This window comes from Asaia bogorensis, assembly GCF_900465345.1.
GTDB classification, from domain to species: domain Bacteria; phylum Pseudomonadota; class Alphaproteobacteria; order Acetobacterales; family Acetobacteraceae; genus Asaia; species Asaia bogorensis_A.
The window spans coordinates 93,171-108,216 of sequence record NZ_UEGO01000011.1 but is presented as its reverse complement, the minus strand read 5'-3'; the positions used below and the strand labels follow the sequence as shown (position 1 = coordinate 108,216).

Below are 15,046 nucleotides of genomic sequence, written 5' to 3'. Positions count from 1 at the left end.
GGGTAAATGACGCGGCCAAATAGACGCGAATAAGAAACGCTCGCAACTAAACTTTGTCCTGACCTGCGATAATCGCGTCGCGAAGCTAGGCGCTGTTGCACAGGAAGCACATGCGAAAGAGTCTCAGTTACAAACAGGGCCGGAAACACATTCGTTCATGGGTCCGGCGCCTCATGATCGGCTCGGCTGTGAGTTACATTGCCAGTCTTTGCGTCCTGGCCCTGTTCCGGCATTTCGGAAGTGATCCGCTATTGGTTGTGGGGTTTCTCTGCGTCTTTGCACTGATGCCCATCATCGTGCTCATCGTATTCAGCCTGCCCCGCCGTGGAGGCAGGGTTGCAACTGGGCGTCACGTCTCTCACGCAGCCCTCTCCGTGTCCCTGCCCATTCTGCTCGCTTTGGCTGGAATGCCCTGATGCGCGATACGCTACGCAACAGGATGGGCTGGCTCCACGAATGGGTGGGCTTCATCGGCGGGCTGGTCCTGGTCGTCATTTTCACCGGCGGTTCGCTGGCGTTGTTCGACACCGAACTGACGCGCTGGATGCAACCGGAGCTATCCCATTATACGACCGGACCGATGACTGATGATGCGCTCAATCAGGTTGGCACGATAGCAGGCGAATTACGCGATGCAGGCCAGAATGCGTTCATCACCCTGCCTACCCCGCGTGACCCGATCATCCGTATCCTGCATTACGATGGGCATGTCTTTATTGGCGCGGCGTTTCGCCCTGCGGACGCTTTCCCTATTGCCACACGCCAGACTGGCGGCGGTCAGTTGTTCTTTGACCTTCATCACTCGCTTTATTACGGCCCCTTCTGGGGCAACATGCTGACTGAAATCGCAGCGGTGGGTCTGCTTGTGGCGGTTGGATCGGGAATTATCATCCATTTCAGATCGATCTTCAGCGATCTCCTGCTTTTCAGGCCCTTTGCCTCCAAGGGCCGCGCCTTCATGGACGCCCATATTCTTGCAGGACTGCTGTTTCTGCCCTTCATGGTCATGATGGCCTATACGGGCGCTGTGATCCATGCCCCCCGGCTCTTCCCAATGTTCAGCACGGGACATCACGGCCGCCCGTCGGACGGGACTGCCACTCATGGCCACACAGGTGCCAAGATCCCGACAGACCGTATTGCCGCACAGACGAGCCCCCACCCTTTCGCTACCCGATCTGCCATGACTTCAGGCCCCGCAGATACAACAGCCAGCCCAGGCCCGGTCCGTGCAGCGCTTGCGCCCATGTTTCACAAGGCTGAAGAGGCATTTGGTGACGGCTCGATCGGGCTTGTCCTGTTCGATCATGGCAAGGTATCGATGACGAAAGCCGATTCAGCGTCCTTTATCCTGTCTCGTGATCATCTGGAATTTTCAGAACAGGACGGCACACTGCTCAGAACAGTGAAAACACCAGATACGCTGCACCGCCTCGGCGGCGTATTGCGTGGGCTGCATTTCATCCGATGGGCGCCCCTGCCTTTGCGCTGGCTCTATTTCATCAGCGGACTTGTTGGCAGCGCCATGATGTCGGCTGGTCTGGTGATTTTCCTCATGAAGCACCGTCCCAGGAAGGCAAAAACCTTCGGGTTTCGTCTGGCTGAGACCCTGGCCATCGCGGTAACGACGGGCCTGCCTTTAGCCTGTCTTGCCTATCTCTGGGCCAATCGTCTCATATGGGCCGATCTGCCTGACCGAAGCCACCTGGAGATTCGCCTGTTCTTCGCAGTCTGGTTGCTCACCTTGCTTCATGCGGCGGGACGCAGCTTCACGGGTGGAGCACGCTCGGCATGGAATGAGCAGTTTTTCCTGTTTGCTGTCTTCTCGACGGCCCTGCTGCCGCTTGATCTGCTCTCACGCCATATGAACAACCTGCTGACGAGCCTCGACGTCTATAAGGGCGTCGATCTGACCATACTGGGCCTCGGACTCATCGCCTTTATCATTCATCGCAGACTGATCTCTCCATGACGCCTGTCTTTGGTCTTTTCCTGTGGATCATCGCATTCCTCGCGCACGGACTTCTTCAGCCCAAGATGTGCCGCATCCTGACGCTGCCGCATATTTCCGGCTATGCGCTTCACCCTTGCCGTACCCTTCTTCCCCTGCTCGCACTTTATCTTTGCTGCCGGAAGGGTGCAGTCTACGGGGTTATGGTCTGGTTTGGCACGGCATCTGTCGCAGGGATCTGCGCCTGCCTTATCCTGACTGCCATTTCCCTGCGCCAGATGCATGGCAAGCAGGTTTCGAACAAACCCGCCACCACCTGACCATGGGCCTGCCCCTCACTGCGGGCAAATCATGAAAGCTCAGCCCTTGTCGCCAAGCTGGGCGCGGCTTTGCATTGCGCGATCCCGATATGTGGCAGCCCGGCTGGTCTCCCCCGCAGCCTGGGCAGCACGAGCGGCACCATCGAGTGCTCTGGCCAGCCCGCGATAATCCAGCATGTCGCGACGCAGATCGACTGCCACCAGCGCCTGTGCCTCGGCCTGAGCGAACTGCCCCTGACGGAGTAGCAGTCGCGATGTGAGTTCAGCCCGGTCCGCTCGCTCCAACCTGGGAGGCCTGGGTGACACTGGCAGAGCGTTCAGTGAGGTAGACAGGAGAGCCATATCACCCAGCTCATCCGCAGCGATACCCTGCAGAAAGGCACGTCTCTCAACCAGAGCCGGATCATCCGTGCTGATCTGTCGCACGAGTTGGATCGCCTGGGTATTTTGCCCAAGTCGACAATAGGCGGCTACCGCCACAAGATCGAGCGCCGGGCTGGGTGCATCGCCCCGGAGCGCCATATCGCCATGTACGCGGCGTACAGTATCCAGCGCTGCTTTCGCATCACCCATGGCGAGTTCGGCAACGGCAAGATTGTACCCGGCATCGCGTATAGCAAGCACATCATCACGAAGCAGGGCTCTGCCATACGCAGTCTCGAACTGCGTTTTGGCCTGGTCCGCATGGGTCAGGTCGAATGAATCCCGCCCGACCTCCATGGCATTCAGGTAATCCTGATCGGGTCGTGAAGCGTCCCTGCTCCCAGCGCCGCCACACCCCGTCAGGGCCGTTACCCCCATCAATGTCCCAAGGAACAGGAAACGCGGCGTTCTCATGGCTTGATATCTCCAGCGGGAAGCCTGCGCGCGGGGGCCTTGCCCGAGCTGCCACCCAGGATCCAGAGACCACGCAACTGGTCGGTCAGGCGCTTGAGGCTGATGGTCGTGGCCTGTGCCTGTGTCAGCAGTGCCGGAAGCTGGGCACTTGCTGCATCCAGATGTGCCATCGTGTCCTTGAGCTGCGGCGTGGCTTTCTTCACGTCATTGCTGCTTGAACGCAGGTTATCCATCGTGCCCTGCGTCTGCTTCAGAACGCCCGATATCTGGGCCTCGATCGGCTTGAGCTGCGCTATGGAGTCCTGAAGTGTCCTGATTACTTCATCGGCGTGTTTCAGCAGCGTGTCATCCATCATCAGCCCACCGACTGTGCCTTTACCGTTGCGGATAGATGTCGTCACGGCAGCGAGGTCAGCCATGATCTTGTCCGCATTACGCAAGCTCGGCATCATGCCGGCACGGATATCACTGATGGTCTTGGTGATCATATCGGCCGGGTTGGGCTCGACCGTGGCTTCAAGCTCAGCAAACTCCCAATCCATCGCCGGGCCTTTGCTGCGCTCAAGCTCGATATAGCTTGCCCCGGCCACAACAAAGCGATGACGGATGATGGCGCGGCTATCCTTGCGGATATAGGGCTCGAATTGTGGGTCGATATCGGCAATGGCGTACATATTGCCATGCGGGTTGATCTTCACCGCACGGATCGAGCCGATACGGATCCCCATAAGCTCGATGTCATTTCCCACGGCCAGGCCCGCGATACCGCTCTCGGGCAGATTGAAATGCAGCTTGCCTGAGGGCGTCAGCCAGTCTCGCAGGACACCGGCCTCGATAATTGCAAATATGAACAGGCCGAAAGTCGCGACGACCAGCATACCGACCCATTCATCGGCATAGCGGATGCGCAACAGAGGGCGGGTGCGGCTGTCAGTGCTGGCGTTTGAACGGACACGAAACATCAGACCACCTGCTTCATTGGTAACAGACCCTCATCCAGCAACCTGTATCGCTGCGTTCCCTCGGCATTGTAACCGCGCCACAGATCCGGCTCGCGGGAAAACCAGATCACACCGCAGCCACGCTCACGCGCGGCTGTCAGCTCGGCAAGGAAGGCAGTCATCATATCAGCAGTCTCCAGCTCCACCGGATCTTCCAGCAAGAGCAGCTTTGGCTCTCCAAGAAAGGCTCTCACACAGGCCGCCTTGGCCCGATCAGCCACGCTCAGCCTTCCCGGGGTCAATGTAGGCAGACCTGGCAGGCCAAAACGTCTGGAAAGCGCGATTGCCTCATCAATCAGCGCCTCTGTAGGCGTGCGCGTATGATGCAGCTGTTGCAGAAGAATATTGAGATCGGTACCAAACAGGTCGATCCAGGCTCCCTGCTGCATCACACGGCCGATACGCCCCCGCAGCGCCCAGGCCCGGGGCTCGGCCAGCGCTTCCCAATCAAGCCCCTGGCACAGCACCTGTCCCGAGACGAGCGGCGCCATACCGGCGCAAAGATCCGCAAAACGTGTGGCGCGCTCGGAATCACGACAGGCAATCAGCATGCAGTCGCCCGGCATCAGGCGCAGCGAATAGGGAATGGAAGTGAGACCGCTTTCTTCAAAGACGGGGCGGGCTTCGCGCAATTCCAGTACGGCAGAAAGGTCGTCGGTCATGCGACTGTCACCCCGAGCACGACATTAACGACCATGATCACGAGAATACCGCGTGCAAAACCACGCGGCAGAAGGGTCGCGATCGTATCCGAGCGCGTGGCATCGAGACCGGTCAGCTGGGTGGCGAGACTCAGCAGAAAGCCGCTGATCGTCAGCTTGAGGGGGATCCCGAGATAATCGATCGGCTTCATCGCCCCGACGATATCGTAGAGGAACGTCCAGAGCGGCATGGTGATGACGGAGTGGACACGACAGACGCCGTATCCGACCGACAGTGAGATGATGCTGAACACCATGCCCAGCGTGAAGGAACTCAGCATCATCGCCAGCGCGCGTGGCATGACCAGTGTCATGAAGGGATCGATCCCCTGAGCCTGAAGCGCACGCAATTCACCACCCAGCGTCAGCTGTCCAAGCTGCGTCAGGCTCAGCATGGCACTTCGGCCGAGCAGGATGATGCCCACGAGAACCGGGGCAATTTCACGCACGAGCACGGTAGCAAGCAGAGAGTCAGTGCTATCGGCCATACCGGCAATACCCAGCCAGTAGATTGCCTGCGCCACAATGCCGAACCCCGTGAGCGCCGCCGTGAAAAGCGTGCTGAACAGCCCACCGCCCGCGGCCTGTCGCAGCGTGTTCTTGAACTCATGCAGCACTGTCCGGCGCCACGAGGTCGGGCGCAGTGCTTCGCGTATCACGCCCCAGCTCGCCCCGACGAGCATGAGTGAGAACCGCATCTGTCGCCTTGTCAGCGCACCCAGGCGGCGCAGCAGGCGCCTGTAGAGGGGAATTTCGTCACTCAACGCTTGGCTGCCAGAACATAGGTGTTGGTGATGCCAAGGCCCGGTAGGTAGAACATGCCGCGCGGCCGGAACAGATAGTAATCACGCAGCAACGCATGGGCCGCCTCTGACACCTGGATTGTCCCTGAGTCAGGGGCACTGATGGCCAGCAGCTCCGATGTCTGAGGCGCCTCGCCCCAGATATTGAACACGCCCGGATCCTGACCCAGCGTCGCCCCGAAGGCCTGCCCGACATCGAGGCCAATACGGAAGCTCGGGGTCAGTTCGGCGTCGGACAGTGTCACAAGCGCCAGTTCACGCAGGGCCAGCAGCGCATCGGCAACACGCCGTGCCGCATCGGGGTCGGGATCCTGTGAACACCCGCCAATCAGCACAAGCCTGCCGCCCAGAACCTGAGCCGAAAACAGCCCGGCATGCTGGATGACGTCCTGAAACCGCTCCACCAGCGTCTGGACGATCGGGATCAGATCAACAGTTGCTTCCGACTTCGAGTCCTGAAACAGGACTGTCGCCACCGGGACCATCGCATATTGCCCGGCCTTGAGACCGCCAGCGCTGTTGTCACCGGGTGCGGCAATGAAGCCTTCATTCAGTCGCGTGGTGATGGCACCATAATCCTCGCGCTGCTTCTGCTCCGGCTTTCCAGCTGATGCCTCATCGGCCCTCATGCTCGCAAAACGGACGGCCGCAATCTCGGCAACAATCGCAATGATGTGCGAGACCGCATGGGGACGGGCCGCGTCTTCCAGCACCACCATGCCGATAACCGTGCCTCTGGCGAGAATAGGCTGGATATAGACAGATTTCGAGCCGATCTGGCTCATGACCATGCGCTGGAAGGTACGCAGCCCCTCCTGTGCCGAGGCGTGATCGCTCTCGATCACCTCACCCGACATCAACATGGCAAAGAAGTTCTTGAGATCGCTATGGGCCAGTTCCATGCCCGCACTATGGGCGTCGGTCGTCCGGTCATAGGAGTCTTCGCACAGGAGACGCTCCTCCTCGCCAACCGACCGCCAGAGGCTCACACGCCTTGCCCGGGCCAGTTCGGCCAGGCGTTGTGTCAGAAGCGGTGCATCGTGTCCGGGGTCGAGGAGATGGGGCGTTCCGGCCATGGCATTGAGCGCGTTGCTCTCGGCCTTGACCTGGGCGCGTTCATACCGGATCTGGCGACGCAGACTTTCGGTCCGGCGGTTCTGACGCACCAGAAACCCTGCCAGCAGCCCGGCCAGCACGACAATCACCATCGAGAAAAGGAAGCCCTGCCGCCCTGCCGCGGCAGCGAAGGCCGCAAAATCGTCCTCTGGCGCGTTCAGCAGCAACACCCATCCTGGCCTGATCTTGTGCAGCGAGGCCATGATGGCAACGTATTGCGTGTCATGCGCCTTGATGAGGTGCACACCCGCCCCGTAGATGTGGAACAGCGAGAGCGCGCGTGTGAAAACCGGCTGCGTAGCGGGGTCGAGCTGCATCTTGTCGAACTGCCAGTTCGCCTTTCGCGCCACATCCAGCAGATGACTGCCTGCAATCAGACGCCCCTCCTTGTCCACCACAACCGCCTGCCCGCTTTTGCCAATCTTGATGGCCGCAAGAAAATCCGTCAGGCGGTTGAGGGAGATGTTGATGGCAAAGACGGCCTGATGCCCATCGGACGTATGTAGAACACTTGCGGCTGTCACGATGAGCTGTTCGGTGGCAACGGTGGGATAGGGGTCTGACCAGTTCAGGTCCGGATGCTCGAAGGCTCCCTTATACCAGGGGCGCTGACGCGGATCGTAATTCTTGCCCGGCGTGTCACTCGTGCGGACAAGCACATTGTTCTTGTCATAATACCAGTGCCGGAAAACATTCTTGTCCCGCAGCAGATGCACCCATTCCATGCCATCGGCGATATCCTTTGGCGCACGATCGATAAACCAGAACGAGCCACGATCATCGGCAAGATAGAAGCTCTCCACCTGCTCGACATTGCGCAGCATGGACGCGCCATAATTCAGAAAGACCTGGGGTGGCTCATCCGTCACCGGATCGGTCAGCAGGTCACGCGCCACCGTTGCAGTCGCCGGAGCTGGGGCCAGATAGTCTGAAACCTGCTGCGTCAGGTTTTTCTGTTCCTCGCGCAACAGATCGCGGGTAAGCGCAATCACCCCGTCGCGCGTCTTGTGATAGGAATGAAGCGTGACAACAACAATGACCACAATGACAAGAACAACGCCAAAGATCGGGCCTACGAGTTCGATCAGACGGCGTCTTCTCGTTTCGGCTTCGGGATCGGCCGGGTCAATGATCTCGGAAACTGGCAAAAGTCACGCCTCCCAGGATATCCCCTCCTGAGGGGAATGACTTGCGTTGATACGGCAACGCACGAATAACGCATGCGTCGCTTTCACATTTTCTCTCTTGTTTCAGCAGGCTGCAACCCGCATCTCCATCCAATACTGTCCGGATTGGAGAATGAAAATGGCAAGAGCATGGCTCACGGATCGCGTTATTCTCTCCCTCAGTGGCCGGGACAGGGTGAGCTTTCTTCAGGGACTGGTGTCGAACGACGTCAATGCTGCCTCAGACGAGACTCTGATTTGGACAGGCTATCTCACACCCCAGGGCCGCTACCTTTCGGATTTCTTTTTATGGTATGAGAGCGAGCGCCTTCTGCTCGACGTACCTGCCGATCACGCTGATTTTCTGATCAGCCGGTTGATGCGGTTCCGCCTGCGCGCTGACGTGGCGCTGGAGCGGACCGCTCTTTCCGTGGAAGCCCTCTGGGATGACACTCCCCACGAGGGCGCACGTCGTGACCCGAGACATCCTGATGCAGGATGGCGCCGTGTCACTGAGGGATCTGACACTGCCGATCAGGCCGATCTCACCGCCTATCATGTCCACCGCCTCTCGCTGGGCCTGCCCGATGCGCAGGATTGCGAGAGCGAGAAGACCTTGCTGATCGAGGCGAATTTCGATTGGCTGCACGGCATCTCTTTCACCAAGGGGTGCTATATGGGGCAGGAACTCACCGCCCGTACCCATTACCGTGGGCTGGTGAAAAAGCGTCTGGTGCCCGTGCAGGGTAATGGTCCCCTCCCCCCCTGCGGTACCATTCTGATGGCTGAAGGGCGCGAGATCGGTCAGATGCGCAGCAGTCTCGGGCAGCATGGCCTTGCCTTTTTACGTCGCGAGGTCTGGACAACGCCCGTGCATCATGAGGGAGTAACCCTCACACCCATCATTCCCGACTGGTTTCAGGACGAAGAATCATGAGCTACCTCCCCCCCGATCAGCAGACGATCGACACCCTGCTCGATACGGTGCATTTCAATGAGGATGGGCTGATCACGGCCCTCGCCCAGGCGGCAGAGGCGCCGCATGATGTTCTGATGCTGGCCTGGATGAACCGCGAGGCGCTGGCCGAGACGCTCGCAACCGGTCAGGTCTGCTACTATTCACGCAGCCGCGACAGGCTTTGGCGCAAGGGCGAGAGCTCTGGGCAGCGCCAGACCCTTGTTTCGGCCCGGCTGGATTGCGATCGCGATGCTGTGCTGTTGCTCGTGGACCAGACAGGCGTGGCTTGCCACACTGGCCGTCGCAGCTGCTTTTATCATGAAGTCGTCCCTGAGGGGCTGCGGGATACGAGTGCGCCGGAAGTCACCCCCGAACAGCTCTATGGCAGCGCACACTGAGCCTTGCCTCTTTTCCTGCCTCTTTCTTCCCGTCTGATGAAAAGGGCTGGCGCTTGCCGAGGGCTTATCCGTGACGCGAACGGGGCCTTTCCCTCACTGAATCACACCCCCCACCTCGGCACGCTGAGGCCGCTGGGCCCACAGCAGGTGCCTCCTGAGACGTCTCAGGACGCGTCGGGCTCAGTTGTCGCGACACTCCCCAGCGCTGTCACCGGGCGTCGTTCGTTCAGGATACGCAGCACCGCTTCTGCCGCCGCATCTGACGGGGTACCGTTATGGCTTGGCGATGCCGGAGGGCGCAGCTGCGCCATGACCGCATCGAAGGCGTCACGTTGCGCCGCCCCCAGCGCCGGGTCGGTCAACAGGGCATAGGACGCATCCGCCAGATCCTCTGGCGTGCAGCGCTCCTGCAGAAGCTCGGGCACAACCTCCCGCCCTGCAAGCAGATTGACCATCGCCACATATTTCACCTTGATCAGACGACGCGCCATGAACGCCGTGACCGGATTGACGCGATAAGCCACCGCCATCGGCACATGCGCCAGAGCCAGCTCGAGCGTCGACGTGCCCGATTTGGTCAGGGCTGCGCCTGCTGCGGCGAAAGCATCATGCTTGTCATGCAGCTCGGTCACGATGATCGGCTTGACCGGCCAGCGTGCCACGGCAGCGCGTACCGTCTGGGCGACAAGCGGCGAAAGCGGCAGGACCGGCACGATACCCGGCAAACGCTGTTTCAGCAGGGCGAGCATCTTGCCGTAAATCGGCAGAAGGCGTGGCACCTCGGAGCGACGGCTGCCCGGCATCAGGATCAGTACAGGTGCCTCGTCGGCAATGCCATGACGCAGCCGAAAGCGCTTCGCATCCCCCTGATCGGCCCCTGACTGAAGCACCGGATGACCGACGAAATCAACAGCGACGCCGCGCTCGCCGAACCACTCCACCTCAAACGGCAGGAGGCAAAGCAACCGGTCCCAGAGTTCGGGAAAACTATGGACGCGCTTCTCATGCCATGCCCAGACCTGCGGACCGACATAATGGATTTTCGGTACAGTCACATGTCGCAGACGCTTGAGAAAGCGCAGTGCAAACCCGGGAGAGTCGATCGTGACAATCAGATCGGGCTGACGCAGCACCACATCATTGACCGCCTCGTTCAGGCGCTGGGAAAGCTGTCGTATGCGCGGCAGCACCTCCACCAGCCCCATCACCGCCAGATCCCGCATGGGGAACAGGCTGGCAAGGCCCAGAGCCTCCATGCGCGGACCGCCGATTCCAACGAAAATCAGATGCGGGTCGCGCGCGTGAAGCGCTTGCATGAGGTGGGCGCCCAGCACATCACCACTGGCCTCACCTGCCAGAAGCCAGATGACGCGAGGGGTGATGGCAGAATGGGGCATGGAGCCTCAGCGTCTCAGCGTTGCGCCGGTTGCCTTGGCAACGGCTGCAATGATCTTTTCGGAAACAGCCTCGATTTCCTCATCGGTCAGGCTCGCCTTGACGGGCTGAAGCGTGACCTCGATGCCCAATGACCGATGGCCCGCCTCAAGCGACCCGCCCTCATACACATCGAAAAGGCTCACATCGCTGATCAGCGCCCGTTCGGCACCACGGGCGGCCTTGAGAACGGCCTGAGCTTCCACACCTGGTGCCACGATGAAGGCAAAATCGCGACTGACAGGCTGGAACGCCGAGAGCGCAGGCGGCTGGCGACGCTTGACCTTGGGCAGCGGCACGGCATCAAGGAAAATCTCGAACACCACAAGCGTCGAGTCGATGCCCATGGCGCGTGTTACGCGGGGATGCAGTTCGCCAAAGCAGCCCAGAACCGTCTTTGGACCCTGACGCACAACACCCGAGCGGCCAGGATGGTAATGACCGGGCGCATCGGCCGTCACGCTCAGCGCCTCGGCAGGAAGCTTGAGTGCCTCGAGCGCCGCCATAAGATCCGCCTTGGCGTCCCACAACGTCATGGGTTGTGCCCGCATGCCGGGGCGCCTTGGCGTCTCACCACCACGCAGCCCGGCCAGCACGAGCTTCTGCCCATCTGCGTGGAAGCAGGGGCCGAGTTCAAACAGGGCCGCATCACTCAGCCCACGCGCCGCATTACGCTGCCACCCACGGGCCAGATTGATCAGCGGCGTGGGGCGCATCTGGTTGAGGTCGGAAGCGATCGGGTTGAGCAGACGCAGCCCCTCAGGCGCTCCACCGAACAGCAGGGCGTCCTCATGCGAGACGAAGGAGAAGCCAACGGTCTCCACCAGCCCACGCAACGCGCAGAGTCGACGCAGATCGCCCAGACGGGCCTGTGCCGGCGTCAGGGCGGGAGCGGCAATCGCTGTCCTGAGCGGCAATGGCAACGGGGGAACCGAGTCCAGCCCGTAGATACGCAGCACTTCCTCGATCAGGTCGTTTTCTGCCTCGATGGCATGAACCGAGGCCGCAGCGTTCTGGGCCTGGGCAGGGTCGAGATGGGGTGCCTGATCGAGCGTGACACCTGTCGCCACGTCATTGCGCCATGATGGCACCGCAAAACAGGCGCGTGTCTCATCCTGCTCACGCACGGCAAAGCCAAGATGCTCAAGGATGCGTGTGGCTTCCCCCGAAGGGATTTCGACGCCACCCAGCGTCTCGAGACGATCGAAACGCAGCCATGCCTCACGCTGCCAGGCGGGAACTGCACCAGCGCTGGTGATCTCACTGGCCTCACCGCCACAAAGCGACAGGATGAGCTGCGTGGCAGCCTCCAGGCCGGGCAGAACGAGTGCCGGATCGATTCCACGCTCGAAACGCTGGCGGGCATCGGTATGGATGCCGAGCCTGCGCCCCGTCAGGGCGATACGCACCGCGTCGAACAGAGCGGCCTCAATGAATACATCCGTCGTTTCGTCAGAAACGCCCGTCGCCTCACCGCCGATCAGGCCAGCGAGAGACTGCACGCCAGCGCTATCGACAATCACAAGGTCATCCGTGCCGAGAACGAGATCGCGCCCGTCCAGTGCGCGGAACGTCTCACGTGCCGCACGGGTGAGAGACAGGGTGTTGCCGCTGATCTTGCCCGCATCGAACACATGGAGCGGACGCCCCAGATCGAAGGTGAGATAATTGGTGATGTCGACCAGCGCGCTGATCGGCTTGAGCCCGATCGATTCGAGGCGCTGACGCAGCCAGTCGGGGCTCGGGCGGTTTTTCACGCCACGTACCAGACGCCCGGCAATATAGGGGCATGCCGTATCGTACTGGATGTCCCAGTTGATCGGTGAGGCAAACTGCCCCTCGACTGTTTCAACCAGCCACGGCTTGAGATGGCCCAATCCGGCAGCAGCCAGATCCCGGGCAATGCCACGCACGCTGAGGGCATCGCCACGATTGGGCGTGATCGAGATATCAATCACCGGGTCATCGAGCTTCGCATAGTCTGCATAGGGCTGACCCAGCACGACATTCTCGGGCAGCTCGGCAATGCCGTCACTTTCCGCCCCGAGACCCAGCTCGCGGAGGGAACACAGCATACCCCCGCTTTCCTGCCCGCGAATCTTGCCTGCCTTGATGGTGATGTCGCTGCCCGGGATATAGGTTCCCGGCGGGGCAAAGATCACATGGAGGCCGGCGCGGGCATTGGGCGCACCGCAGACGACCTGCACCTTCTCGTAATCCCCACCAGCGGCCACCACACAGACCTGCAACCGGTCAGCGTCGGGATGACGATGAGCCTCAAGAATCTTGGCGACACGGAAGCCACGCAGCGAGTCGGCGGGATTTTCGACGCTCTCGACCTCAAGGCCTATGGCATTGAGCTTGCTGACGATCTCATCCAGCGAAACCGTGAAATCGAGATGCTCGCGCAGCCAGGACAGAGTGAATTTCATGGTCTCAGACTCCTTCTGCGAGGCTGACGGAGGACAGGGCAGAGAAGCCGTAATGACGCAGCCATCTCAAATCGCTCTCATAGAAGGAGCGCAGATCGGGAATACCGTTCTTGAGCATGGTCAGACGCTCGATGCCCATGCCGAAGGCAAAACCCTGCCAGATGGCGGGATCGAGGCCGCAATTGGCCAACACGCGCGGATGAACCATGCCCGAGCCCAGAACCTCGAGCCAGTCGGTCCCACCGCCAATCTCACCCGTCTGGCGCGACCAGCCGATATCAACCTCCATCGAGGGCTCGGTGAACGGAAAATAGGAGGCGCGGAAACGGACAGGGAGGTTCGGCTTGTCGAAGAAGATGCGCAAAAATTCGATCAGACAGCCCTTGAGATGACCGAGCGTGATGCCCTGGTCGATGACAAGTCCTTCACATTGATGAAACATCGGTGAGTGGGTGGCGTCATGATCGGCGCGATAGGTGCGCCCCGGCGCGATGACGCGGATCGGCGGGGGCTCGGTCAGCATGGTGCGGATCTGCACGCCCGATGTCTGGGTACGCAGCACACGCGGCGGCGACTCCTCATGGGATGCAGGCAGGTAGAATGTGTCGTGCTCGGTCCGCGCAGGATGATGGTCGGGCGTATTGAGCGCCGAGAAATTGTGCCATTGCGATTCGATGTCCGGCCCCTCGGCTACCGAGAACCCCATGGCACCGAAAATCGCGGTCATCTCCTCGATCGTTCGGTTGATCGGATGGAGCAGCCCGAGCGGAGTCGAGACAGCAGGCATCGACACATCGACCTGCTCGGATTTCAGCCGGGCCTCCAGCGCCGCCTCGGCAATGGCCTGACCACGCTCTTCAACAGCCGTATTGAGCGCATCGCGCAGTCGGTTCAGTGCCTGACCACGCTCCTTGCGCATCTCGGGCGTCATCTTGCCCAGTTCCTTGAGCAGGACAGTAAGGCGCCCCGATTTGCCGAGCACCCCAACGCGAATGGCGTCCCAGCTGGCGTGATCCTGCGCCTGCGCCAGGGATTCGAGAGTTTCGCTTTTCAGCGCTTCGAGATCATCGCCCATCATTCGCCTGTCCCATCGGTCAACTGGTATCGTCAAAAAAGAAAACGGGCCGTCCTGATACAGGACGACCCGTTTTCTATCAAATCCGGAAATCTGCCGAAGCCGAAATCCGGAGGCTAGAGCCTTTGATCAGGCCTGCGCCGTCTGTTCCTGAGCGGACTGCTCAAGAGCCATCTGCGCCAACTTCACGATCTCGGCGAAGGTTGCGGCGTCATCAAATGCGATGGCGGCCAGAACCTTACGGTCGATTTCGATGCCAGCCTTTGCCAGTCCGTTGATGAACTTGCTGTAGGTCAGGCCCTGCTCGCGAACAGCAGCGTTAATACGCTGGATCCACAGAGCGCGGAAATCGCGCTTCTTGTTGCGACGGTCGCGATAGGCATAACGAAGAGCCTTCTCGACGCGCTCGAGAGCGATACGATAATTGGTAGAAGACCGGCCGCGGTAACCCTTGGCGAGATCCAGAACCTTCTTGTGACGGGCGTGCGTCGTTACGCCGCGCTTAACACGTGCCATTTATCTGCTCCTCAAGCCAGTCCGTAGGGGGCCCACTGCTTCACGGTCTTCGCATCCATGTCTGTCATGGTCTGCGGGCCGCGATTGGTGCGCTTCATTTTCTGCGGACGGTTGATGAGGCCGTGGCGCTTGTTGCCGGGACCGCACATCACCTTGCCGGTCGCGGTGATCTTGAACCGCTTCTTGACCGACGACTTGGTCTTCATCTTGGGCATTTCATTCTCCTCTCGACATATCAGGCAACCTCCCGCAATTGCTTGCGGGCGTTACCAAGCGGCCAGGCATGCCCTACCATCGCCTGGACGCGCGTTCGAAAGGGGGCACCTAAAGGATATCTC

15 protein-coding genes are annotated in these 15,046 nt (G+C 60.4%); 5 read left to right on the top strand and 10 right to left on the bottom strand.

Going from position 1 to position 15,046, the window contains the following annotated elements; all coding sequences use genetic code 11:
* Window positions 1-173: 173 nt before the first annotated feature.
* Genes ED655_RS05530 through ED655_RS05520 form a run of 3 tightly spaced genes read left to right on the top strand, consistent with a single transcriptional unit; the run spans window position 174 to window position 2,271 of the window.
* Window positions 174-416: a hypothetical protein gene (locus ED655_RS05530; RefSeq protein ID WP_122049312.1), complete on the top strand. Its 243-nt coding sequence runs from the start codon at window positions 174-176 to the stop codon at window positions 414-416.
* The gene (locus ED655_RS05525; protein ID WP_122049311.1) at window positions 416-1,972 is read left to right on the top strand and encodes a PepSY-associated TM helix domain-containing protein; all 1,557 of its coding nucleotides are present in this window, start codon (window positions 416-418) and stop codon (window positions 1,970-1,972) included. The genes ED655_RS05530 and ED655_RS05525 overlap by 1 nt, the downstream gene beginning before the upstream one ends.
* On the top strand, window positions 1,969-2,271 hold the full coding sequence (locus tag ED655_RS05520; protein ID WP_122049310.1) for a hypothetical protein: 303 nt from the start codon (window positions 1,969-1,971) through the stop codon (window positions 2,269-2,271). The genes ED655_RS05525 and ED655_RS05520 overlap by 4 nt, the downstream gene beginning before the upstream one ends.
* A gap of 39 nt (window positions 2,272-2,310) precedes the next feature.
* Here ED655_RS05520 and ED655_RS05515 read toward each other — a convergent pair whose 3' ends face one another.
* Genes ED655_RS05515 through ED655_RS05495 form a run of 5 tightly spaced genes read right to left on the bottom strand, consistent with a single transcriptional unit; the run spans window position 2,311 to window position 7,877 of the window.
* Window positions 2,311-3,108, bottom strand: coding sequence for a hypothetical protein (locus ED655_RS05515; RefSeq protein WP_162993403.1), 798 nt, complete (start codon window positions 3,106-3,108; stop codon window positions 2,311-2,313).
* Entirely contained in the window at window positions 3,105-4,070 is a 966-nt protein-coding gene (locus ED655_RS05510) for an MlaD family protein (protein WP_122049308.1), read from the bottom strand. Before ED655_RS05510 ends, ED655_RS05515 begins: the two co-directional genes overlap by 4 nt.
* Window positions 4,070-4,771 (bottom strand): P-loop NTPase family protein, encoded by a 702-nt coding sequence (locus ED655_RS05505; RefSeq protein WP_122049307.1) that lies wholly within the window; start codon window positions 4,769-4,771, stop codon window positions 4,070-4,072. The genes ED655_RS05510 and ED655_RS05505 overlap by 1 nt, the downstream gene beginning before the upstream one ends.
* Window positions 4,768-5,574 (bottom strand): MlaE family ABC transporter permease, encoded by an 807-nt coding sequence (locus ED655_RS05500; protein WP_240993515.1) that lies wholly within the window; start codon window positions 5,572-5,574, stop codon window positions 4,768-4,770. Before ED655_RS05500 ends, ED655_RS05505 begins: the two co-directional genes overlap by 4 nt.
* Complete coding sequence (locus ED655_RS05495) at window positions 5,571-7,877, bottom strand: cache domain-containing protein (RefSeq protein WP_122049305.1); 2,307 nt, start codon at window positions 7,875-7,877, stop codon at window positions 5,571-5,573. Before ED655_RS05495 ends, ED655_RS05500 begins: the two co-directional genes overlap by 4 nt.
* A 151-nt stretch (window positions 7,878-8,028) precedes the next feature.
* Between ED655_RS05495 and ygfZ the strand changes: the two genes are divergently transcribed.
* Both ygfZ and hisI read left to right on the top strand, forming a co-directional pair.
* A complete protein-coding gene (gene ygfZ, locus ED655_RS05490; protein ID WP_240993514.1) occupies window positions 8,029-8,832 on the top strand; it encodes a CAF17-like 4Fe-4S cluster assembly/insertion protein YgfZ in 804 nt (267 codons plus the stop codon).
* The gene (hisI, locus tag ED655_RS05485; RefSeq protein WP_122049304.1) at window positions 8,829-9,251 is read left to right on the top strand and encodes a phosphoribosyl-AMP cyclohydrolase; all 423 of its coding nucleotides are present in this window, start codon (window positions 8,829-8,831) and stop codon (window positions 9,249-9,251) included. The genes ygfZ and hisI overlap by 4 nt, the downstream gene beginning before the upstream one ends.
* A gap of 164 nt (window positions 9,252-9,415) precedes the next feature.
* Here the strand turns inward: hisI and lpxB are convergent, their stop codons facing one another.
* From lpxB to rpmI, 5 genes are all read right to left on the bottom strand, one after another.
* Window positions 9,416-10,648, bottom strand: a complete 1,233-nt coding sequence (gene lpxB, locus ED655_RS05480) for a lipid-A-disaccharide synthase (RefSeq protein ID WP_122049303.1) — start codon at window positions 10,646-10,648, stop codon at window positions 9,416-9,418.
* Between the two features lie 6 nt (window positions 10,649-10,654).
* The gene (gene pheT, locus ED655_RS05475) at window positions 10,655-13,117 is read right to left on the bottom strand and encodes a phenylalanine--tRNA ligase subunit beta (protein WP_122049302.1); all 2,463 of its coding nucleotides are present in this window, start codon (window positions 13,115-13,117) and stop codon (window positions 10,655-10,657) included.
* Between the two features lie 4 nt (window positions 13,118-13,121).
* Complete coding sequence (pheS, locus tag ED655_RS05470) at window positions 13,122-14,192, bottom strand: phenylalanine--tRNA ligase subunit alpha (protein ID WP_062165706.1); 1,071 nt, start codon at window positions 14,190-14,192, stop codon at window positions 13,122-13,124.
* Window positions 14,193-14,321: 129 nt separating this feature from the next.
* Window positions 14,322-14,708 (bottom strand): 50S ribosomal protein L20, encoded by a 387-nt coding sequence (gene rplT, locus ED655_RS05465; RefSeq protein ID WP_062164227.1) that lies wholly within the window; start codon window positions 14,706-14,708, stop codon window positions 14,322-14,324.
* Window positions 14,709-14,719: 11 nt separating this feature from the next.
* Entirely contained in the window at window positions 14,720-14,923 is a 204-nt protein-coding gene (rpmI, locus tag ED655_RS05460) for a 50S ribosomal protein L35 (protein WP_023978115.1), read from the bottom strand.
* Window positions 14,924-15,046: the final 123 nt, after the last annotated feature.